The organism is Stappia sp. BW2 (assembly GCF_008107695.1).
Classification (GTDB): domain Bacteria; phylum Pseudomonadota; class Alphaproteobacteria; order Rhizobiales; family Stappiaceae; genus Roseibium.
In genome coordinates, this window is sequence record NZ_VIRG01000066.1 from 837722 (window position 1) to 860202 (window position 22481).

A 22481-nucleotide genomic window follows, 5' to 3' on the forward strand; every position below is an offset into this window, starting at 1 on the left:
TGCGAAAATCGCAGCCCTTTGAAATCGACGATCAAGCGGTGTTCAGTGCATGCCGGTCATCTGACAGAGGCCGCAGACCTTGTTGAGATGGATCCGGTCTGCACGGTCAACGCGGATAACGTCCCGGCGCTTCAGATCGGACACCACGCGGCTGACCGTCTCGATGGTCAGGCCGAGATAATCGGCAATTTCCTGCCGGGTCATGTGCAACCGCAAATCGAAGCCGTCGTCACTTTCGTCGGTCGGACCGACGCAACCGACGCCGCCCCGCTCCGGGACAAGATGCATCAGGAAGCTCGCGACCCGCTCGACGGCAGACTTGCGGCCGAGCAGAACGGCATGTTCGTGAAGCACGTGCATCTGGTTGGTCAGGCATTTGGTGAGCGTGCGCTGAAGCGCATCGGACCGCTCAACCTGCCTCAGGTCGATTTCCTGAATATCGGCATTGGTGAGTGTTTCGGCGGTGCAATCGTATTCGTCGCCGCCGGCGAGACCAAAAATATCACCGGGCCGAAGAACTTCGACAACCTGGCGGCGCCCGTCCGGCAGCAGCTTGTAAAGCATCACCGAGCCCTTCACCAGCTCGTACAGCCGCTTGGCGGAATCACCTTCGTAGTAGATCACCGCATGGGTGTCGTACTGCACGGACTTGCCGCCGAAGTCTGAAAATGATGTTTTTCTGGGTGTGCAGACCGGCGCGCCCGTCATTCTAGGTGCAGCTCCCTGGCCGGGGGTACCCGCGTCGAAATAAGCCATATGTCCCTCCTTCGTGCCTGAAGCACGGCCTTCATTTGCTACGTTGGCGATTGATCTTTTACCCGGCGCGTTCCTGTCGCGCCTCTGGCAAGATCGACCGCTGATTGCAGATGCCCCGTCCGACACCTGGTAGCTTGCGGGGTGCACTCTAGAACGCGGATAGCAGGGAATGAAATTCGGTCGACTGCGTAAGATAAACTACATATGAGCCGTAACGCCGCAGCCGACGAAGGTCTAAGTTATTGAAGAGTCAGCACGAGCGGCACAGGCGTGCGCACCCAAAACGCGCCATGAAACTTGGCGCTCCGGACCTGAAATCCGGGAAATTTCAAAAGGGATTCCGGACGAACAGCATCCTCAAACCATGGCCTTGGGAGCCATGGCCGCAGTCACCATGTCAATCGACAACGGCTTTCGCAAAACCGTCAGGTCCGGAAGCTCCCGAATTTGCTGCAGGAGATTCACTTTCGACTTGCCGGAAATGGCAAGGATGCCCGGAGGCGCCGGTAGATCCATAAGCTCGCGGACGACCTCTGTACCGCACCTGTCCGGAAGTCCGATATCGACAATCACCCAGTCGTCTGAACTGGGTGCGGCGCTGGCGAGAAAACTCTCTGCGTCCTTGTAAGTGACTGAATGATGATCGAAATCCTCGAGCGCGATCGCCAACGCATCGGCAACTGCTTCATCATCTTCAACAATGTGAACAACCACGAAAGTAGATCCTCAAAGCCTGCGGACATGCAGTCTGTCTCTACTTATACGCCATAAAATGCATACCGGCTGTACGCAGAAATACGATTCGGCCTTCACATGATGCCGAAATGCCGTCCGGCAAATCGAACGGCCTGACCTTATCCGGCTGACGGGTGACCCAGAACGATACGGACAAGATCGGCCGCATTACGCGCGCCTAGCTTTTCCATAATCCGCGCCCGGTGCACCTCCACCGTTCTCGGACTGATGCCAAGAGTGCGTCCAGCTTCCTTGTTGGAAGCTCCGTCCGTGATTTCCTTGAGGACCTCAAGTTCCCGGCGCGTCAGAAGGTCTGCCCCCTGGAAAGACGCCGGCACAACGTCGTCCTGCCGCTGCCTTGTGATGGCGATGCTTTCCTTCACCCGCTCCAGAACGGTCTCGGCGGAAAACGGCTTCTCGACAAAGTCGAAGGCCCCATTGCGGATGGCTTCGACTGCCATGGGAATATCGCCCTGCCCGGAGATGATGAAGATCGGCGCCGGGTAGTTTTCCGCGTTCAGTGCCTTGAGGATCTCGATGCCCGACCGGCCCGGCATGTGAACATCCAGCATGACACAGGCCGGCACGGCCTTGCTTGCGGACTGAATGAACGTGTCGCCGTCCGAGAAAGTTTCGACCACATAGCCTTCCATATTGAAAAGCACCGACAACGCGTCGCGCACCGCCGGATCGTCATCAACGATGTAAATGGCCTCCGCGTCAGCTTTTATGTCCATCACTTCCTCAACTTATCTTCTGCCGGATCCTGAGATTCGGCTTTTTCTGAAACATCATCTTCGGGCGGGTCTATTGGCAACGACAACAAGAAGGAAGCCCCGTGTCCATTCGCTGCCTGCTCCAGCCGCAAATCACCGCCATGATTTTGCGCTATCGAACGGGATATTGCCAAACCCAGGCCGACCCCCTTGTGTTTGGCTCCTGTAAAGGCCCGGAACAGGTTGTTGACCAGTTCCTCAGGAACCCCCGGACCATTGTCCGTGACACGGAATTCCAGTCGATCGCCATTGCAGCACACAGAGAGCACTACCATGCGGTCGGCCTGATCGCTGACCGCTTCGCGCGCGTTGCGCAGAAGATTAATCAGGATCTGCCGGATCTGCACCGGATCGGCCATCAGCGGCGGCAGCCCCTCCGCGATCTCCGCCTTCATGATCGACCCGCCCTGACCACTGCCGAGTTCGGCCATTTCCAGACAACTTGCGATAAAGTCCCGGACTTCGATGGCCTCGCGATTGGGCGTCTTTTTTTCCACCAGTTGACGCATGCGCTGGATGATTTCTCCAGCCCGCTCGGCTTCGCGCACCGCCTTGTCGATAACCTCGATGATGAAGGGATCCAGGGAATTGTCGGCCCGGGTCTTTCGCGATACGGACTGCAGATACAGCAGAATGGCTGTCAGAGGCTGGTTGAGCTCATGCGCGATTGCAGCTCCCATCTCGTCCAGAGCGCTGATTCGAGTCATGTGAAGAAGCTGCGCCTGGGTTTTGGCCAGCCGGTCTTCCATCTGTTTGCGTGAGCGCAGGTCGCGCAGAATGCCGATGAACTGGCGCCCGGCCGGCGTCCACGCCTCCCCAACGGATAATTCGATGGGAAAGACCGTGCCGTCCTTATGGCAGGCCTGCACCTCGCGGCCGATTCCGATGATTTTCTTATGACCGGTGGTGAGATAGTTGTTCACGTAGTGGTCATGCGCGTGGGCATATTCATCCGGCATGATCCGATTGACATTCCGTCCCAGAAGATCCGCCGCTTCATAGCCGAACAACCGTTCGCAGGCCTTGTTGAAGGCCAGCACCTGAGCACGGTCGTTGATGACAATAATACCGTCGGCAGCGGTATCGAAAACACTCGCAAGACGCGCTTCCGTTACGGCTGCATTGTCATCATCCTTGTCTGAAATGCCGTCCCGCACTATCCCTGCACCCAAATGACCCCCATGTACTATCTAGGTTTAGGGGTTTTCCCGTAGGCCAGCAACCCGTTTGCAACCTAAATCTCTGGTATCCAAGTGCCAATTCGACGCACCGCTTCCGTTAGGTGATCTTCGCGCCGGGCATAGCATAAGCGCAGGTAGTGTTCGCCGCCTTTTCCAAACGCCGTTCCAGGTGCCAGACCCACGCCTGTCTGGCGAACGAGGTCCAACGCGAACTTGCGCGTATCCGTGACGCCCTCAACCGAAAAGAACAGGTAAAATGCGCCGTCGGGCGGCAAAACCTTCACGCGATTCAGCCCCTTCAGACCATTGAGAACACACTCTCGTCCCCTGCGGGCCCGCTCAACCTGTTCTTGCAGGAAGCCGCGCCCCTCAGTCAGTGCGGCAACGGCACCCCACTGCGAGAAAGCAGGAACACCGGAGGTTGAATACTGGATCAGATTTTCAAACACCTGGCCCAATTCCGGCGGAGCGGAAATCCAGCCGACCCGCCATCCGGTCATGGCCCAGTTCTTGGACATCGAGTTGACGAAGATGATTCGGTCATCGTCCTCGGCAATGTCATAGAATGACGGAGCGCGCGGCCCCTCTCCGTAATAGAACAGCGCGTAGATCTCATCGGCGATGATCCAGAGGTCACGCCTGCGCGCAAGCTCCAGGAAGGCCTTCAATACGTCTTCATTGGCAACCCACCCTGTCGGGTTGCAGGGGGAATTCAGAAAAAGGGCGGTCGTCTGCGGCGTAATGGCTGCTTCAACATCTTCTATCGCCAGTCTCCAGCCATCTTCCTCCTCGCGCATCGGCACACTGACCGAACGCGCCCCGTGAATATCGATGGCTGCTGAAATGTTCGGCCAGGCCGGCGTCGGCACGATCACCTCGCTCCCCGGCCCGGCGACGGCCTGTACGGCGAGTTGGATGGATTGCATGCCCGATCCGGTCACATAGAATCGCTCCGCGGAGAACGGCTTGCCGTAAAGATCCTGGTGATAGGCGGCCAAGGCTTCGCGCAAGGGCGGAATGCCGCGCTGATAGGTGTAGAAGGTTTCGCCCCGGTCGAGAGAGGCTTTTGCCGCTTCGCAAATGAACCCGGGCGTCGGCAGATCACCCTCGCCTGCCCACAGCGGGATCAGATCTTCCCGCTCCCGACCGGCATTGAACACTTCGACAATACCGCTTTCCGGCGCATTTCTGGCTTGCGGGCTCAATCGCTCGATCAGGCTGGTCACTTTGGGAGTCCTTCTTTGGCAGGTCGCGCAACCATATCGTGTTTGCGCATATATCTTTCATGAAAGGATTTGAAGAAGACTTCACTGATGGTGATCAATTCAAACATCCGGGCGAAGCTGTGAAAGAGTGTCAGTCGCAAGGTGAATAGACAGATCGGCCTGGCTGTGGTCGGATCGCAATAGGCAACCTGGCTTTTTGCCGTGAAACAGGTCCGAGCTGTCCCGGCAAGAGGCGGCCGGAACCTACGCCGCTCGGGAGGACGGTTAGCAGATCATGCTGCATGGATGGCTCGTGATACTGGCCGCAACGGCCTACATCCTGTGCTTGTTCGCCATCGCCAGCTTCGGCGACCGTATGCCGCGCCGGTATACGTCCCGTACCGGCGGCCGCCCGTTCATCTACGCCCTGTCTCTGTCGGTCTATTGCACCTCCTGGACCTTCTACGGCTCGGTTGGCAACGCCAGCCGGACCGGCTTTGAATTCCTGACGATCTACATCGGCCCCTTGCTTGTCTTCGCGCTCGGCTATCCGCTGCTGCAACGGATCATCCAGATCTCCAAGACCGAAAGCATCACGTCGATTGCCGACTTTATCGGCGCGCGCTACGGCAAGAGCCAGTCGGTCGCGGCGCTGGCCACGCTGATCGCGGTGATCGGCGTCATTCCCTACATCGCCCTGCAGCTGAAAGCCGTCTCGCTGTCGATCACCACCATGATCGGCCCGTTGATCTCGCCAGGCGACATCTTCACGCCCGTGTTCGACGACGTCACGCTGCTGATCGCCCTCGGCATGGCCATTTTCAGCTGGGCGTTCGGGACCCGGCACATAGACGCGACAGAGCACCAGGAAGGGTTGATGCTCGCCATCGCCGCCGAGGCGGTGGTCAAGCTCGTTGCCTTTCTTGCAGTCGGTTTCTGGGTGACCTATTCGCTGTTCGATGGCCCGGTCGACCTGATCCGCTCCATCTCGGAAGCACCTGAAGTCTCCCAGATTTTCGAAAAACCGCTGAATACCGGCAACTGGCTCGTGATGTCGTGCCTGTCGGCCTTCGCGGTTCTCATGCTGCCGCGTCAGTTCCACGTCACGGTGACGGAAAACAACTCCGACGCCGAGCTGCGCCGTGCAACCTGGATGTTCCCGCTCTATCTGGTGTTGATCAACCTGTTCGTGATGCCGATTGCGGCGGCCGGCCTGCTGCGCTTCGGACAGGACATCAATCCGGACACATTCGTGCTGGCGCTGCCCATTGATGCCGGACACCCCTGGCTTGCGCTCTTTGCCTTTATCGGCGGTCTGTCCGCTGCAACGGCCATGGTCATCGTCGCAACGGTTGCGCTGGCCATCATGATTTCCAACGACATTGTCGTGCCGCTGCTGCTGCGCCGGCACAGCGAGGACGACATTGTCAACACCGGCGGCCAGGACATGAGCGACAAGTTGCTCACGATCCGGCGCCTTGCCATCTTCGGTATCCTTCTGCTGGCCTACGCCTATTACAAGGCGGCCGGCAACACCGCTGCCCTTGTGTCGATCGGCCTCCTGTCGTTTGCAGCAATCGCCCAGTTCGCGCCAGCGTTCGTCGGCGCCCTGTTCTGGCGCCGCGCCACGTCCTTGGGGGCCATCGCCGGTCTCAGCGGCGGGTTCGTGTTCTGGGCCTATACCCTTCTCCTGCCAACCTTTGCCAAATCCGGCCTGATTTCAGACGGGTTCCTGGAAACCGGACCGTTCGGTATTGCCCAACTGAACCCGCAGGCGCTGCTTGGGATCAACATCGATCCCTTCATCCACGGCACGCTGTGGAGCCTCATCGTCAACATCATTCTGTTTGTGGGTGGCTCCTTCCTGAGAAAGCCGCTGCCTGCGGAAACGCTTCAGGCCAATGTCTTCGTGCCGGCGGAATTCGCGCCCTCGCCCAGCCTGCGGTACTGGCGCACGTCGGTGACCGCAGGAGACCTGCAGGCGACCGTCGCACGTTATCTCGGTGAAGAGCGTACCGCCCGTTCCTTCCGCCGTTTCACGAGTGAGCGCGGCATCGAACTTGATCCGAAAAGGTTGGCGGATGCCAACCTGCTGCGCTTCTCCGAGCAGCTTCTGGCAAGCGCCATCGGCGCGGCCTCCTCCCGCCTTGTGCTGACCTTGATGCTCAAGCGGCACGACCCCTCGACAAAGGGCGCGGTGAAGCTGCTCGATGACGCTTCGATTGCCATTCAGTACAACCGCGACCTGCTGCAGACGGCCCTCGATCAGGTGCGCCAGGGCATTGGCGTGTTCGACCGGGACTTGCGTCTGATCTGCTGGAACCGGCAATTCCGTGATCTGCTTGGACTGCCGGCCGAATACGGTCAGGTCGGCACGACACTGGATGCGATCCTGCGGTTCAACGCCGAGCGGGGTGTGCATGGCCCTGGGCCAGTGGAAGCGATTGTCGCCGACCGGATCGAAAAGCTTGTTCTGATCCAGGAAACCTTTCAGGAGAAACTGGAGTCGGACGGAACCGTGTTCGAAGTCCGCATCAGCCCAATGCCCGATGGCGGCATTGTGACCACCTACACCGACATCACCGAGCGGGTTCTGGCGGAAGAAGCGCTCGCCCGTGCCAATGAAACCCTGGAACGCCGGGTTCGGGAACGCACGGAAGAACTGACCCACGTCAACGAGCGCCTGGTGGAAGCCACCCGCGCCGCTGAAGAAGCCAATATCGGCAAGACCCGATTCCTGGCCGCGGCCGGTCACGACATCCTTCAGCCGCTCAACGCCGCTCGTCTCTATGCCTCGGTGCTTGTGGACAAGGTGAAGGACGGCGAAGACGGCGCATTGGTCCGCAATGTGGAAATGGCACTGGAGTCGGTTGAGGATATTCTCGGCGCCGTCCTGGACATTTCCCGTCTGGACACCGGGGCCCTGAAACCGGAACCGACAGTATTCCGCCTCGATGAACTCTTGCGCGGGATCGAACTCGATTTTCAGCCTGTCGCCAAGGAAAAAGGGTTGGAACTGCGGATCGTGCCGACGTCCCTTTCGGTGCGGACAGACCGGCGGCTGCTGCGTCGACTGCTGCAAAACCTTGTATCGAATGCCCTGAAATACACGCAGCAGGGCCGTGTTCTGGTCGGCTGCCGGCGGCATGGCAACCGGGTTATCGTGGAAGTTCACGACACGGGCATGGGTATCCCGAAAAGCAAACAGAAGGCAATTTTCCAGGAGTTCCACCGGCTCGACGACGGCATGCGCGTTGCAAAAGGTCTTGGGCTCGGACTGTCCATTGTGGAGCGGATCAGCCACGTTCTGAATCACCCGGTGATGCTGCGCTCGGAAGCCAACAGGGGCTCGTGTTTTTCGGTTGAACTGCCGCGGTCAGCAGACATGCCGGATCTGGTTGCCATCCCTCAAGCGCCTGCCATCGCTGGACAACTCGACGGCTTGTGTGTGGTTGCCATCGACAACGAACCGGACATCCTGAGCGGGATGCGTCATCTGTTGACGAACTGGAACTGCAAGGTGATCGCGGCCGCAGATGACGTTGAAGCAGCCAATGAGTTGAGCAAGGCCGGGCTGACACCCGATGTCATTCTGGCGGACTATCACCTGGACAATGGAACCGGTATCGAAGCGATCCTGAAACTGCGGTGGAAGTTTGGGCGCCAGATACCGGCGATCCTGATCACTGCCGACCGGAGCCGCCCTGTGCGCACCGAGGCGGAGGAAAAGGACATCGCCTTCTTCAACAAACCCTTGAAGCCGGCAGCGCTGCGTGCCCATCTGGCGCGCTGCCAGGCAGGCCAGGCCGCCGAATAGGCTGGTTGCAGGGTTCGGTCGAAAAGACTGTCCGACCCAAACGCATCAGGAAACGGAGCGAAGTGCTCCGGGATCCTTCGGCGCGGTGCTCGGGGACCGGTCCAGCCAGTCCTCCTTGCGGATCTGGGCGACCCGCATCGGATTGGGATCCGGCCTGCCGAAGAAATAACCTTGCATGGTATCGCAACCGAGTGTGCGCAAAGCCTCCACCTGAAACTGGCGCTCCACCCCTTCCGCCGTCACCTCGAGGCCGAGGTTATGCGCAAGTGCAATGACTGCCGAGATGATGGCAAGGCCATCGCTGCGTTCACCGATCTCGTCGACAAAAGACTTGTCGATCTTGATCTTGTCGAACTTGTAGTGCCGCAGATACGAAAGCGAGGAGTAGCCGGTGCCGAAGTCATCCAGCGCGATCCGGATACCGAGGTCACGCAGCTTCTGCAGCTTGATCGACGCGGTGCCAAAATCGCGCAGGAACACCGATTCCGTGATTTCCAGGACGAGCCGCTCCGGTGGGAACCCCGTCTCCTGCAGCACACCGAGGATCTGTTCCACCATGTTCGGATCCATGAACTGAACAGGCGACAGGTTAACCGCGACACTCTCTAGCTCCGGACATTGTGCGGCGGCCGCACAGGCCTTCTTCAGAACCCAGTTTCCAAGCGGCAGTATCAGGCCGGCATGTTCGGCAATCGGGATGAACACATCCGGCGGCACCTCGCCACGCACGGGATGAAGCCAGCGAACCAGAACCTCGCTGGACACCACCTCGCCGGTCCGGGCATTCACGATCGGCTGAAAATCGACGTTGAGCTTGCCATATTCAAAAGCCTCGCGCAGGTCGGCTTCAAGTTCACGGCGCTCACGGACCTCGCGCTCCATGTCCTGTTCGAAGGCGAGCGAGCGACCCCGGCCACCTTCCTTTGCCTTGTAGAGTGCGATGTCGGCCTTACGCATCAGGTCATCGACCGTGTCCTTGCTGTCGTGCAGGCGCGTGAAGCCAACCGTGGCACCAATGGCGAAGTCGCGACGGCCGATGCGGAAAGGCTTGCGGGTGGCGGCAACAAGTTCCTCGGCGAATGCCAAGGCCGCCTGATCGCTGACGAAGCGGCCGAGTGCGGCGAATTCGTCGCCTCCGAAACGCGCCAGCATCGTGTGGCCTTCGCCAAGGGCCGTAAAGCGGCTTGCGACCTGGCGCAGCAGCTCGTCGCCGGCCGGATGGCCGCTGGTGTCGTTCACCACCTTGAAATTATCGAGATCGATCAGGAACAGTGTCAGGGTGTTCTGACCATTCTGGTTCTGCTCTTCCAGCTGCGCCTCGGCTTGCTTCAGGAACCAGCTGCGGTTGCCGATACCCGTCAGGGAATCGTGCTCGGCGAGATGCGAGACCAGAGAACTCGCCCTGTGGGCGTCGGTAATGTCCGATGCCACACCGTGATAACCGGTGAAGGACCCATGGTCGTCGTAGACCGGACGTGCCGCAAGCGACCACCACCGCTCCTCACCTTTGACATCCACCCCGATGGCGATTTCACGGAAGGCCTGCTGGCGCGTCATGGCGTTTTCCAGCGCTGCCACCGCGGCCCGCGCATCGCTCTCGTCCAGGGAATACGCCAGATCAACCATGCGCAAGGTTTCCAGCTCCGCCCTGTCACGGCCGCTGGCATGCAGAAACCGATCGGAAATCGAGTGCAGAACGCCTTGGCTGTCTGTCTTCCAAAGCCAGTCGCTCGACTTTTCCTCAAACTCGTTGAGTAGCAGGGCAATCAGTTCGCCGCGATGCTCCAGCTCTGCTTCGGCAAGGAAGTGCGAAGCAAACAGCCATGCCGCGGACGCGACACTGCCGATCACCACAAGCGTGTAGCTGCTCAGCAGGAAGAACAACGGCCACAGCTCCGCGCTGCGTCCGATTGCGAAGGACATGAGCGAGGCAACGAACAGGATGGCGACCCAGCGGAACGCCGCCTGAGGGACCGTTGCCAGCGCAAACCCGCCACCACAAAGCATGCCGGTCGTCAGGCAGGAGGCGATCCAGATGCCATCCGGGTCACCATAAACAAAGGCGGCAATCGGAACGGCTGCCCAAAGGGTGCTGAAGATCGTCGCATGCATGACGGCCTTGTTCAGAGACCGCCGCGACGCAAGTTGAACCGGTAATTTTCTGGCCTTCAGCCATTTGAACAGGGTAAGGCACAAAAACGTGCCAATCGCCACGAGCCAGACAGCAATCAAGCTCATTGGCATGAAGCTTCGGAACGTCAGCACAATGACGAGCACGTTGACGACATTGGCCAGTACGATGAAGGGCGTCAGGCGCGCGATACTTGCAATTTGTGCGGCGCGGACCTTGCGGGCCAGAAGCTCGTCAACGACCGGATGTCCGAACGCAAGCATGAGCGCCCGGATGGGATTGGCCTCCCGCTGGCCATTCCCCAGGCCGCGATCGGAATGGAAATCCGCTTTCAGCTGACGACCGGGCAACAGAAAGGCCATTCCGATCAGTTGGAAGATCAGTCGCCAATTGAAGCTGAGCCGCATTTTGTCCCCGGGTCGTTGCTCGCACTGTGCGTGGCGTCGCCCCGCGACAACGACGGATACAGCCATACCCTGAAATTCCGGTAAAAATGCAGGTCAGGATTCAGCTATGTTTTTGCAATTCTGACTGGAAAAATGCCGACTTGCCACGCAATTCCGCAACCGGAGGGATTGCTTCGGGTCACGACAAACGACCAGACGTCAGCCGGCCAAGAAACTGCCTTCAACGCAGCAACGGCCTGCCGAAACGTAAATGGATCTGCGCTTTATTGTGCCTGAGCGGCCTCTGTTGTTTCTCCACCAAGCTGCCATTGTCCGGCTTCGATCTTGGACGCCGCGATGACAGCCTGTGTCCTGCTTTCCACGCCGAGTTTTTGCAGGATCGCGGAAACATGTGCCTTTACGGTTGCCTCCGAGACTGACAGTTCGTAGGCGATCTGCTTGTTCAGAAGGCCTTCGGACAACATCATCAGGACCCGCACCTGCTGGGGTGTGAGGGTTGCAAGGCGCTGTACCAGATCGCCGCTGCCATCGTCGGCGGCAAGATCCACGTCCGGCGGGGTCCACATGTTGCCCGACATGACTTCGGAAATCGCTTCCCGGATAACATCGATGCCGTGGGACTTGGGAATGAAGCCGGATGCGCCGAATTCAACCGCACGCCGGATGGCTTGCGGATCTTCGTTCGCCGAAACCACCACCACCGGAACGCCGGAATATTGCGCTCTCAGATACATAAGCCCGGAAAAGCCGCGCATGCCCGGCATGGACAGATCCAGCAGAATGAGATCCACCTCGCCATCCTGTTCCAGGTTGGCCGTAACGTCCTCCAACGCACCGGCTTCCTCGATCACTGCATCCGGATATTGCGTTTCGAGCGTTTGACGGAGGGCACCCCGGAACAGGGGGTGATCGTCCGCGATAATGAACCGATACGATGTCGCCGACACGTTGTTAATCCTCCCTCAACGGTCCGTTTGGCCCGCAGGGTCCGCCTGAGCCATGCGGTGCTGACTGACATGCAGTCACCGCTCGCTTCTTGGTTTTTCGGCGAAGCCCCGTTGTTGTGGCCATCTTAAAGTATGTTTGCAACATGGGTTGCGCGCAAGTCAAACCATGCTTTTGACCAACCCTGTGGAATCGCTCGCAACCCCGATGCAACCAGAATGGCAAACAGTCTACCCCTTCCAGTAAGAAAGAAGGAAGGCTACAACCAATCGCAATCATCAACCTGAAGTTTAAAAAAATTCCCCGTAGTTGAAATTGCGTTTCTTCTTACTTCCCCAACGTTGCTCAAGATAATTTTCCACAGTCTGCATTTTTTGTTGATAATCAAATCAAATACAGCAACAAATGATGCACCGAATACACATCATATAATCGAAATCGCTGAGTATACGAACCAAATATGACAATTCAGGCAACGCTGTTTTCATTTGTGAACCGCTGGGAATGTGACGAAAATGATCATTTAAATGTCCAGTTCTACTTCAGTCGTTTCGAAGAAGCAGACCGCCAGTTCCGTCTGCTAAGCGGATTAAGCGAAACCATCGTCGGGGCTCGTCGTGTGCGCCACGTGCGCTACCACAAGGAAATGCGAACGGGAGACCTGATCACCGTTCATTCCAGCATCGCCTTTGACGGACCGCATATGCTGACCGTCATCCACGAGATGCGCGACGGGGCCACGGGCACACTCACCGCGACCGCGCTCGACGGATATGAGCCTAGCGCCACCGCGGCCAAACCTCTGCGTCAGCGCTTTCGCGACTTCCAGTCACCCATGATTGCAGAGGCAGGGCCGAGAGGAATCACCGCCGCCCCTGCAAATGCGCGCGCGACGCTTGCCGCCCTTCAGGCCAAGGGGGCGCAGATCGTTTACCGGGGAACCGTGCTCCCGCGCGATATCGGCCCGGACAGCAAGGCAGACGACAGGTTTGCCCTGTCCTGCTGCACGGACGGCGTACCCCACGTCTGGCAACGCACGCCCATGACTCACAGCTATCTGACGGAAAACGGGTACGGCCGGGTGGCTGTCGAAATGAAACTGACCTGGCTAACGCCTCTGAAGACCGGCGATGCAATGCTGGTCGTTTCTGGCTTTACCGGCGTCAGTCCCAAGACATTCTCGATGCGCCATCATCTGTTTGAAACGCGGACGAACCGTCTGGTCGCCGTGCTGGATGTTGTTGCGCTGACGATGGACCTGACGAAGCGGGTTTCTGTCGAACTACCGGACGAGGCCTATCAGGCCATCAGCAAAATGCTGATCGACTGATTTTTTCGGCAGCAGAAAGCTCATTTGAAGATCGCGTATCCCGAACAGAGACACGCAATCTTTCCACCGCCCTTCTGAAAGCGCTCAGTTGCCGTCGCCTTCGAAGTCCTTCTGCAGATCGCGGACCATGCCGAAAAAGCGGCGCATGGCGCTTTCGGTGAAGGTCAGAACCTTTTCGAGTTCCTCGTCTTCCTCGGTCGCCGACGGGCTACGACCGCCTTCTCCTGGCTTGGGTGCCGGACGGTCGAGCGCGGAACCGGGCGGCAATTGTTTGCCGGACTTTCCGCCCTTGCCTTCCAGTTCTTCCAGGCGGGCCGTCAGACGATCCACCTCACCGGCCAGTTCGTTGATCTCCGCAAGATAGGCCTCTTCGGCCAGCGGCACCGGATTGCAGCGCCATGCATCGCTCTGTTCCTTGCAAATGGAAACAGTGCCGTTCTGACGGTCCACTCTCAGGATATCTTCATCGACTTTGACCAGTGAAAAGCGGTTCGCCTGCCCCTTCGTGACTGCGTCTGCCGTTTCAGGCGCGACCTTTTCCTGAGCGATGGCTGCCGGGACCAGAAGAACGGCCACGGCCAGTCCGCGGAACAGGGGAGCCAGAAATGTGTTGCGGATCGTCATAGTGCCTCTCCGGTTGGCGGCCGTGCGTTTCCCGCATGTGGGAACAGCCCTTTCGAAAGCAGGGCTACCGTCGGCCATTGTTTCGTCCATGCGTGCCATATTTCCATGGCCAAAGCACGACTTAAGGGCGGGTTTTCAAAAACCAGTTGTCGAAACCCGGGATTATGTTTTCTCACCCGGCAGCATTGCCTGCAGCGTTTCCAGTCTGTCGGCTTCAGCAGCCGGCTTGTCCCAGCGCAGTCTGGAAATGCGGGGAAAACGCATGGCGACCCCTGACTTGTGCCGTGTGGACCGGTTGAGGCCTTCAAAGGCGACTTCCAGAACAAGCCCCTTTTCGGCGCCGTGAACCACCTCCCGAACCGGACCAAAACGGTTGATAGTGTTGTTTCGCACGTAGCGATCGATTTCACGCAGCTCCTCGTCGGTAAATCCGAAATAGGCCTTGCCGACCGGGACCAGCTCGGCACCGGTCTCTCCGTCGCGCCAGACACCGAAGGTGTAGTCGGAATAAAACGAGGAGCGCTTGCCATGGCCGCGCTGTGCATACATCAGCACCGCATCGATCAGGTAGGGCTCCCGCTTCCATTTGAACCAAAGTCCCTTTGGCCGACCCGTGACATAGGGCGCATCCCATCGTTTCAGCATCAGGCCTTCAACGGCCTCGGCATCGGCGGCCGGCAGATGGGCATGGGGTTCGGCACGCGCCGCGGTGATTTCCTCCCAACCTGTTGCATGCACCATGGGAGACAGATCGATGCTTCCCTCGGGCAGATCGGCGATAAATGCTTCAAGCGCCTTGCGCCGTTCCTTAAACGGCAACTCCCTTAAATCGGTGCCGCCGACACTCAGCAGATCGTAGGCACGGATCGCAGCCGGATACTCACGGATCAGCTTTGGACCGGCGGTCTTGCGGTTAAGGCGTTTCTGAAGATCCGCAAAGGGACGGACCTTGCCCTCCGAGACCACCAGCAGTTCGCCATCGATGCAGGCATCGAATGTCAGGAGTTCCAGAATGTCGGGAAAGGCCTTCGATATGTCTTCGCCGGTCCGGCTGAACAGACGACGCACGCGGTCTCCGGTGTCGCTCTGGCCAGCGGCTGCCTGCACGCGTATTCCGTCCCACTTCCACTCAACGGCGAAATCCTGTGCGTCCAGCAGGTCCGTATCTTTGGTTTCGTCCAGAGGGTGCGCCAGCATCACGGGGCGAAATGGAGCGGGATCGGATGTATCGGGCGGACCGGACCGGCCTTCTGCCCACGCGAACAAAGCCTCATAGGGAGGCTCCAGCCCGTGCCAGACTTCCTCCACCGAGGCGACATCCAGGCCGCCGAGCCTGGCAACCGCCGTTTTGGCCAGTCTTGCAGAAACCCCGACGCGCAAACCGCCCGTCACCAGTTTCAACAGAGCCCACCTGCCGGTTTCATCCAGTGTGTCCAGCCAGTCCGTCAGCAAACCGGGTACTTCGCTCTTGCCGGCGTTTTCCAGGCGATTGACCACTTCAGACAGAGTTGGGGCTGCGTCTTGCACGGCAACATCCCCGGATGTTGCCTGCGGCCACATCAGGGCAATGGTTTCCGACAGATCGCCGACGAAATCATAGGAAAGCGCAAACAGCTCCGTGTCTGTCCGCTCACCGATCAAAGCTCTCAGGAGGGCTGGTTTGGCATTCTTGAAACGCAACCCACCGGTCAGCGCAGCCAGCGCGAAACCCCGGTCCGGATCTGCCACGTCCTGAAAATACCGGATCAAAAGCGCTTCCTTGGCGAGGCGCCTGGGTTCCAGGGAAAGCCGGTCGAGCAAATGGGAAAAGGCCTGCATGAGCGCTATACGAACCGCGAAAGGGTCCGGACTGCAAGCCCTGTCAGATTTTCTTTAGAAGGTCTGGCCGGTCACCTTCCCGGCATCCGGTCAGACTAACGGTTTTATAACGGCTGACGCGCAAGGTGGCTTGCAGCCGATCAGGCTGCGTCAGCCATGCTGCCAGCTTCCGCTCGATACTGAAGCCCGACCATGTCGTCCCTCACCCATTTGATTTCCATCGGGAACTTTTTGCCGGAAAAGTCCTCATAGGTCACCAACTGGCCTGCTCGGGCGCCATCGAAATGCATCACCCCGATGCCCCCTTCTGAACTGTTCATCAGGCGGGTCTCGATCGATTTGCCATCCTGGGTCAAAAGCGTGACGTGCTGACCCATTTCCTGCTTGCGGCTTGCCCGGCGACGCTCTTCGACGTCACGGGTCATCTCTTCCAGGAAGCCTTCAATGCCGTCGGCCATCTCGGTCGCGACCTGCTTGACCTCGCCTGCGATTGTATCAACCCTCTCCGCTTCACCGGCGGTCGTCTGGATCGCTTCGTCGACCGTCTCTGCACTCCGGACGGCATTGCTGGTTTCGCTCGCTGCCATGGTGATGCTTTGCGAGATTTCCTGTGTGGCGACGCTCTGCTCCCCGACCGCCACGGTGATGGCGCCGGTAACTTCCTGGATCAGTTCGATCGACCCGGAAATCCGGCGAATGGAATCGACAGCCTCGTCGGTAAGTCCCTGGACGGAGGAAATCTGACTCGAAATTTCTTCCGTTGCCTTTGCTGTCTGGGTCGACAGTTCCTTGACCTCCGCCGCGACAACGGCAAAGCCCCGTCCCGCCTCGCCTGCACGCGCCGCTTCGATCGTCGCGTTCAGGGCAAGCAGGTTGGTCTGCTCGGCAATGGCACGGATCATTTCGACAACCGTGTCGATTTTTTCAACCGCTTGGGCAAGGCTGGAAACGCTGGTATCCGTGCGCTGTGCCACGCTCGTCGCCTCGTCGATAACACCACTCGCCCGCTCGGCCTGGCTCATGATTTCCTGGATCGCCGCCGCCATTTCCTCGGCTGCTGCTGCAACCGTCTGAACGTTGTTCGACGAGGAGGTGGAAGCGTTTTTCGCTTCTGAAGCCGCAGCCGAGGCTTCCTGTGAAATGCTGCGGACACGCGCAGCGATATCCGCCATGGACGCTGTCCGGCTATCGACGTTGCCCGTCACGGTCACCATCAGCGACCGGAACTTTTCGATAAGGGCCTCGACATGGTTCTGGCGCAGGCGCTCTCGGTCGCGCTCCTTTACAGCTTCCTCTTCGAGTGCCTGCCGGACCCTTGCATTTTCCTGGAAGATGCGTCCCGCCCTGGCGAGGTCGCCGACAACGTCCTTCCGCTCGGAGAAGGGCAGCTCGAAATCAAGGTCGCCCCTTGAAATGCGAACGAGTTCGGTGGTCAGCCGTGAAAGAATGCCGTTCACACGGCCGATCTGCCAGACACAAAGCGCAATCGTGATCAAGACGACGGCCACCTTCGCGATGATGGCATTGCGCAGACGCGACGCAGCTTCATCGGAAAGCTGCCCAGCGCGGGCCTGGGCAGCTGCAAGCATGCCAAGCGACGCTTCCCGGATGAGGTGCAACCGGTCCGTTGCCTTGCCGAACCAGACAGACCCGTCAATGCCCTGTCCGTCCTTGGTTTCGGGCAGCCCGCGCAACACCTTGCGCCATTCGATGACCTGATCGACCGACGGACCGGAAACCAGTTGCTCGTAAGCGGCCAGCTGTTCCGGTGTGGCAATCTGTTTGAAGTTGCTCAAGAACGCCTGTTCAACCGACAATCTGTCGAAGTAGGCCTGAAACCTGTCTGTTGGAACCTCACCGTTGCGAGCAACGAGGGTGAACAATTGCCCGCCAATGGCGCGCTCCAGCCCGCCAGCCTCGCCTGCTTCGGTCAGTTGAACGAATGGGTGCATCTGCTCGGTATAGGCGCCGTCTTCCGTTGCCTGGGCGGCCGCCTGAACGAGCGTAATCAGATCCCTCACCTTGCCGGAGTAAAAGGCAAGAACTTCCGGGGTCGCTATGGACTTGCTGTCAACGCTCGCGCGCAGCGCCGCAATCGGTTCCATTCCGGCAGCAGCTTCCCGAGCGGCAGCAAGCAACTTCGTGTTGTCGACGGCGAAGCCGTCAACAGTCGTAACCAACTGCTCAACAGCCTCGTCCGTCGCGGCGCGTTGTTTCTGGAGAAGACCTTGCGGTTCGGGGGCATATCCTGAGGCAATCAGCACTGCCGTGCGGCCGCGCTCCTTCTGCAATTCGTGCAGAACGGATTCCGATTTCCTGGCCATGTCGGCGATAGGCAGAATTTCAGACGCATGCCGGCTATCCCGGTAAGCCTCTTCTATCGTCATTGCCCCAAGCACGACGAAAGCAAGCAATGGAACGATCGCCAGCAGCGCGATCTGAACTCGAATTGATTTCAACATGTCTCATCCCCAACCTGAAGATGCAATATCAAACGCAGGGGCAAGTTAATAATTTAAGTAACCTTGAGGTGAAAAATTAGGCACTATAAACCTATGGTATTATTTCCAATATTTATGCGAGCGTTCCCTGATAATCCTTGGCGGTTTTGTCAGGGTTAGCCTGGTCTCCCGAAATGCGGGATGGACGGAAACGGAAAATACCTGTATAAGCCGCGGCCATCCATGGGCCCATAACTGGATGGCCCTATCCGGTAGACTGCTGACTGGCATGCAGAAGATCCGGAGCAGTTGAAAGATTTCTATGACCGATTTGACTTCTCTCGCCCCGGCGCTGAAGGCCGCGCTGGCGAAACGTGGCTATGAAAACCTCACCTCCGTTCAGGAAAGCATTCTGAGCGACGCTCCGCCGGAAGCCGACCTTCTGGTGTCCGCGCAGACCGGGTCCGGCAAGACCGTTGCCTTCGGCCTCGCACTCGCCCCTACCCTGCTGGACGGACAGGACAGCCTCGGCAGAGCAGGCGCGCCTTTGGCGCTGGCCATTGCCCCGACCCGTGAGCTTGCCCTTCAGGTGAAGGAAGAACTGACCTGGCTCTACAATGAAGCCGGTGCCGTGACGGCCTCCTGTGTCGGCGGCATGGACCCGCGCATGGAACGGCGGACACTGGAGCGCGGTGTTCACATCGTTGTCGGTACGCCGGGTCGCCTGCGCGATCATATCGAACGCGGCGCACTGGACCTTTCCGAGATCAAGGCCGTCGTGCTCGATGAAGCCGACGAAATGCTGGACATGGGCTTCCGCGAGGATCTGGAGTTCATTCTGGATACCGCGCCGCAGGAACGACGTACGCTGATGTTCTCCGCAACGGTTCCCAAGCCGATCGCGGAACTGGCCAAGCGCTTTCAGAAAGACGCCGTTCGCCTGTCGACCATCAATGCGCGCGAACAGCATGGCGACATCGACTATGTCGCGCATCCGGTTGCGCCGAACGAGCGCGAAAACGCCATCATCAACGTGCTGCGCCAGCACGAAGCGGAAAAGGCAATCGTATTCTGCTCGACCCGTGAAGCCGTCAGCCGGCTGACATCCCGTCTCGCAAACCGCGGTTTTTCCATCGTCTCCCTTTCCGGCGAACTCAGCCAGGAACAGCGCTCCAGCGCGCTGGCCGCGATGAAGGATGGCCGCGCCCGTGTCTGCGTCGCGACAGACGTCGCCGCGCGCGGTATCGACCTGCCGAACCTCGATCTGGTGATCCATGCCGACCTGCCGACAGGCAAGGCGGCGCTGTTGCACCGCTCCGGCCGTACGGGCCGCGCCGGGCGCAAGGGCACCTGCGTGCTGATGGTCCCCTTCCCGCGTCGCCGCCAGGCAGAACGCGTGCTGCATTTCGCCGGTATCACGGCAACCTGGAAAGGTGCGCCGACTGCGGATGACATCCGTGCCAAGGACAAGGAACGGCTTCTGGCCGATCCGGCACTGAAGGTGGAGCTGGAAGAAGAAGAACTGGCAATTGCCAACGAACTGCTTGCGCTGCACAGCCCGGAACAGTTGGCGGCAGCCTTTGTCAAACTGCGTCAGTCGCGTCTGCCCGCTCCGGAAGAAGTATCGGGTCTGGATGACTCGTCTCTGAAGGGCCGGGATGCCGGTTCACGCGGTGGCCGCACTGCGGAAATCACCGGCAAGTTCGAAGACGGCATCTGGTTCTCCCTGTCGCTTGGCCACCGCCAGCGCGCTGAACCGCGGTGGATTCTTCCGATGATCTGCCGCGCCGGTCACGTGACCAAGAAGGAAGTCGGCGCAATCAAGATCTTCCAGAACGAGCTCTATTTCGAAATCGCCGGCAGCCATGGCCAGCGCTTTGCCGACGTGGTCAAGCGTGAGGGCACGGGTGAAGAAAATGCCACCATCAAACTGCTCGACGCGCGTGGCGGCAAGATACCGGCTCCGCCGAAGGATGATGGCTTCCGCCGTGACCGCTCCGGTCCGCCCAAACGCCGCCCGCGTGGTGCGGACGCACCGGACTATGAAAACCTCGGTGCAGAAGACAGCCTGAAGGCGGGCCGCCCGAAGCGCGAAGGCCGCGGCAAGTTCGACGGCCCAAAGGGAAAATTTGACGGCCCTCGCGGGAAACCACGCCGTCGGTCCGGCGACGACGATTTCGTTCCGAACCATCCTGCCTATGAGCCTCTGAACACCAAGGAACTGGCCCGGGATCTCGACAGCGGCGACCAGGCTCCCAAGCGCAAGAGCCGTTCCGCGGATGCACCTGACGGCGAACGCCGCAAACCGCGCAGCCGTCCTGCAGCCAACGCCGCAGGGGTCAAGAAGAAAGCCGGGAAGAAAAACAAGCCGTCGCGCTCCGAGCGCAAGGCTTCGAAAACCAAGCCCTGACAAAAGGCCGGTGACCAGCGTCACCGGCTTTTTTCTTTTGGACTGGTCTAGCTCTGCCCCGTTTGGCAGACCTCCGGCTTCGGCCCGACTGACGCCTTGTCTGGCTGATCGAGAACGGTATCCGTGTACTCCCCCTCCGCGAGGAAGCTGTTCTGCAGGAAGCTTCGCCCCGAGGGAGAGACGTTTGTGTTGCCTTCGATAACGGTTCCCTCAATCGGCCGGTTCAACACCCGTGCCCGGAACGGGCTGCCAAGATAAAGATATTCGAAGTCCCCCAGGAACAGGTTTTTCCTGACGGTGTTGCCGTCGTCTTCGATCCGGATGCCGGTGACAAGGTTCTCGAAGCAATTGCCCTCGTAGGTATTGTCTTCTGCGAAATCCTCGTAAAGGTGCAGTTCCATCGGAAACGGCCACCTGGGGGCAAGGGCATTCTTGTCGACCAAGCCAGCGATCAGCTCCGGATTGAAGCGATAGCCCAGGAAATTGTCGGACTTGCCCCACGGGCGCTCACCCATCATCAGGTTCAGGGAAACCGGATTGTCGTAGGGGCTCTTGTCGCCGCAATCCCACATCACCAGATCCCGCGCCTGACGCGAAGCGACCCAGATGCCGATGTCCATGTTGCGAAAGACGTTGCCCCGGATGACATTGCCGTCCGATCCTTGCAGGCGCGGGCGGCTTTCGGGGTTGGTGGTGTGGAATTCCCAGCAGTTCTTGTAGTGGAAGATGCCGCCGAAGGCATTGCTGTCGAAAACGTTGTTTTCAATGAGATTGTAGGCCGACCCATCCACGGACAGGCCTTCGCGACGGGTCGGGCCGATGCGCCGGATGCCCTTGTTGGTGAAGAGGCCGTTGTTGCGGATCAGATTGCCTGAAACGACGTTCTTCTGCGATCCGTGCTCCAGATAGATGCCGACGTGGTGACCATCGGCGACGATGGAATCGCGGATGGTCGCGCCGACCACGTAGTGATCGACAAAAACGCCGGTCATATAAGAGTTGGTGATGGTCAGATGATCGAGAACAACACCTTGCGACGATGTTGCCCGCGCCTCATCCCGTGCCGCCGCATCATCCGCCGGTGTCTGTCCCTCGATCAGGATGCCGCCGGTATCATCCAGGCGGCAATCGCGGATGGTGACGTTGTTCAGACCGGGCCGGATGGTGATGCCGCGCCGGTGCATGCCCGATATGGTGCCTCCACGGCAATCCAGAATGACATTGCCGGTGGAAATCACGACCGGATCCGAATAGCGGCAATCCGTCTCCAGCAACACCTTGCCCGGGGCAATCTCCGGAAGCTCGCAGGCTTTCAAGCTTTCCGGTGCTGGTGTCAGCGCACCATAGGCTGCCGGCGTCTCGGCTCCAGCCCGTACAGACAGGGCCGACAGCAGGCAAAGGACCGGCAGGACAAGACGACCTGCCCTCCGGCCCTTCGTTTTATTCATTGATGATGCAGGCAATAACCCAATCCGCTCCGTCCTGGATGAGCTGATAGTGGCAGGTGAACTCCAAAACGGCCTCGCCGTCAGCCGTTTCCTGGCTCCAGTCGAGGGTCACCAGTGCGGCCGAACCGCTGACGTGGCTGGAGACGACGTGGAAATCCGAATGGGACACGCCTTCCTTTTCCAGGGCTTGCAGAAGTGCCTCGATATTCTCGATCAGTTCTTCGTCGTCGTTGAAGACATGGCCCTTCTCATGCTGCCAGATGACGGTCGGCAGCGCGAAGCAATCGCAGATCCTGTCGATGTCATAGTCGTTGAAACCGGCCTGGTAGTCGTCAAAGAGCTGGGCAATCGCTTCTTCCGCATCGCCATTTGCGCTGGCCCCGGCCCCGTTTGTCTGTCCGTTTCCGGCTCCCGCAAATCCACCGTTGTCCGCCATGACTACCTCTCCCCCAAAAGG

15 protein-coding genes are annotated in these 22481 nt (G+C 59.3%); 3 read left to right on the forward strand and 12 right to left on the reverse strand.

Annotated features, from left to right (window positions below; translation table 11 throughout):
• Positions 1 to 42 precede the first annotated feature (42 nt).
• The 5 genes from FMN63_RS15375 to FMN63_RS15395 form a co-directional block, all read right to left on the reverse strand.
• A complete protein-coding gene (locus FMN63_RS15375; protein WP_286192652.1) occupies positions 43 to 756 on the reverse strand; it encodes a Crp/Fnr family transcriptional regulator in 714 nt (237 codons plus the stop codon).
• A gap of 357 nt (positions 757 to 1113) precedes the next feature.
• Positions 1114 to 1470 (reverse strand): response regulator, encoded by a 357-nt coding sequence (locus tag FMN63_RS15380; protein WP_148584837.1) that lies wholly within the window; start codon positions 1468 to 1470, stop codon positions 1114 to 1116.
• 140 nt (positions 1471 to 1610) lie between these two features.
• Entirely contained in the window at positions 1611 to 2228 is a 618-nt protein-coding gene (locus FMN63_RS15385) for a response regulator transcription factor (RefSeq protein WP_148584839.1), read from the reverse strand.
• A complete protein-coding gene (locus FMN63_RS15390; RefSeq protein ID WP_286192653.1) occupies positions 2228 to 3439 on the reverse strand; it encodes a two-component system sensor histidine kinase NtrB in 1212 nt (403 codons plus the stop codon). Before FMN63_RS15390 ends, FMN63_RS15385 begins: the two co-directional genes overlap by 1 nt.
• A 62-nt stretch (positions 3440 to 3501) precedes the next feature.
• On the reverse strand, positions 3502 to 4674 hold the full coding sequence (locus FMN63_RS15395; RefSeq protein WP_148584840.1) for a pyridoxal phosphate-dependent aminotransferase: 1173 nt from the start codon (positions 4672 to 4674) through the stop codon (positions 3502 to 3504).
• A gap of 274 nt (positions 4675 to 4948) precedes the next feature.
• Between FMN63_RS15395 and FMN63_RS15400 the strand changes: the two genes are divergently transcribed.
• Positions 4949 to 8470: a PAS domain-containing hybrid sensor histidine kinase/response regulator gene (locus tag FMN63_RS15400; RefSeq protein ID WP_148584842.1), complete on the forward strand. Its 3522-nt coding sequence runs from the start codon at positions 4949 to 4951 to the stop codon at positions 8468 to 8470.
• A gap of 45 nt (positions 8471 to 8515) precedes the next feature.
• On the opposite strand, the gene FMN63_RS15405 is transcribed toward FMN63_RS15400, so the two are convergent.
• Together FMN63_RS15405 and FMN63_RS15410 are read right to left on the reverse strand one after the other, a co-directional pair.
• Positions 8516 to 11008: a putative bifunctional diguanylate cyclase/phosphodiesterase gene (locus tag FMN63_RS15405; RefSeq protein ID WP_148584844.1), complete on the reverse strand. Its 2493-nt coding sequence runs from the start codon at positions 11006 to 11008 to the stop codon at positions 8516 to 8518.
• A gap of 263 nt (positions 11009 to 11271) precedes the next feature.
• Positions 11272 to 11955 (reverse strand): response regulator transcription factor, encoded by a 684-nt coding sequence (locus FMN63_RS15410; protein WP_148584846.1) that lies wholly within the window; start codon positions 11953 to 11955, stop codon positions 11272 to 11274.
• Between the two features lie 458 nt (positions 11956 to 12413).
• On the opposite strand from FMN63_RS15410, the gene FMN63_RS15415 reads away from it, so the two are divergent.
• On the forward strand, positions 12414 to 13283 hold the full coding sequence (locus FMN63_RS15415; RefSeq protein ID WP_148584848.1) for an acyl-CoA thioesterase: 870 nt from the start codon (positions 12414 to 12416) through the stop codon (positions 13281 to 13283).
• Between the two features lie 84 nt (positions 13284 to 13367).
• On the opposite strand, the gene FMN63_RS15420 is transcribed toward FMN63_RS15415, so the two are convergent.
• From FMN63_RS15420 to FMN63_RS15430, 3 genes are all read right to left on the reverse strand, one after another.
• Positions 13368 to 13907 carry a hypothetical protein gene (locus FMN63_RS15420; protein ID WP_209001130.1) on the reverse strand — a complete coding sequence of 180 codons (540 nt, stop codon included), beginning with the start codon at positions 13905 to 13907 and terminating at the stop codon, positions 13368 to 13370.
• A gap of 162 nt (positions 13908 to 14069) precedes the next feature.
• Positions 14070 to 15725, reverse strand: coding sequence for a cisplatin damage response ATP-dependent DNA ligase (locus FMN63_RS15425; protein WP_148584851.1), 1656 nt, complete (start codon positions 15723 to 15725; stop codon positions 14070 to 14072).
• Positions 15726 to 15865: 140 nt separating this feature from the next.
• Positions 15866 to 18187 (reverse strand): methyl-accepting chemotaxis protein, encoded by a 2322-nt coding sequence (locus tag FMN63_RS15430; RefSeq protein ID WP_148584853.1) that lies wholly within the window; start codon positions 18185 to 18187, stop codon positions 15866 to 15868.
• 301 nt (positions 18188 to 18488) lie between these two features.
• Here FMN63_RS15430 and FMN63_RS15435 point away from each other — a divergent pair, with 301 nt between their 5' ends.
• Positions 18489 to 20576, forward strand: a complete 2088-nt coding sequence (locus FMN63_RS15435; RefSeq protein ID WP_148584855.1) for a DEAD/DEAH box helicase — start codon at positions 18489 to 18491, stop codon at positions 20574 to 20576.
• Between the two features lie 47 nt (positions 20577 to 20623).
• On the opposite strand, the gene FMN63_RS15440 is transcribed toward FMN63_RS15435, so the two are convergent.
• Together FMN63_RS15440 and FMN63_RS15445 are read right to left on the reverse strand one after the other, a co-directional pair.
• Complete coding sequence (locus FMN63_RS15440; protein ID WP_148584857.1) at positions 20624 to 22024, reverse strand: right-handed parallel beta-helix repeat-containing protein; 1401 nt, start codon at positions 22022 to 22024, stop codon at positions 20624 to 20626.
• Positions 22017 to 22460 (reverse strand): DUF6841 family protein, encoded by a 444-nt coding sequence (locus FMN63_RS15445; protein ID WP_148584859.1) that lies wholly within the window; start codon positions 22458 to 22460, stop codon positions 22017 to 22019. The genes FMN63_RS15440 and FMN63_RS15445 overlap by 8 nt, the downstream gene beginning before the upstream one ends.
• Between the last annotated feature and the right edge of the window lie 21 nt (positions 22461 to 22481).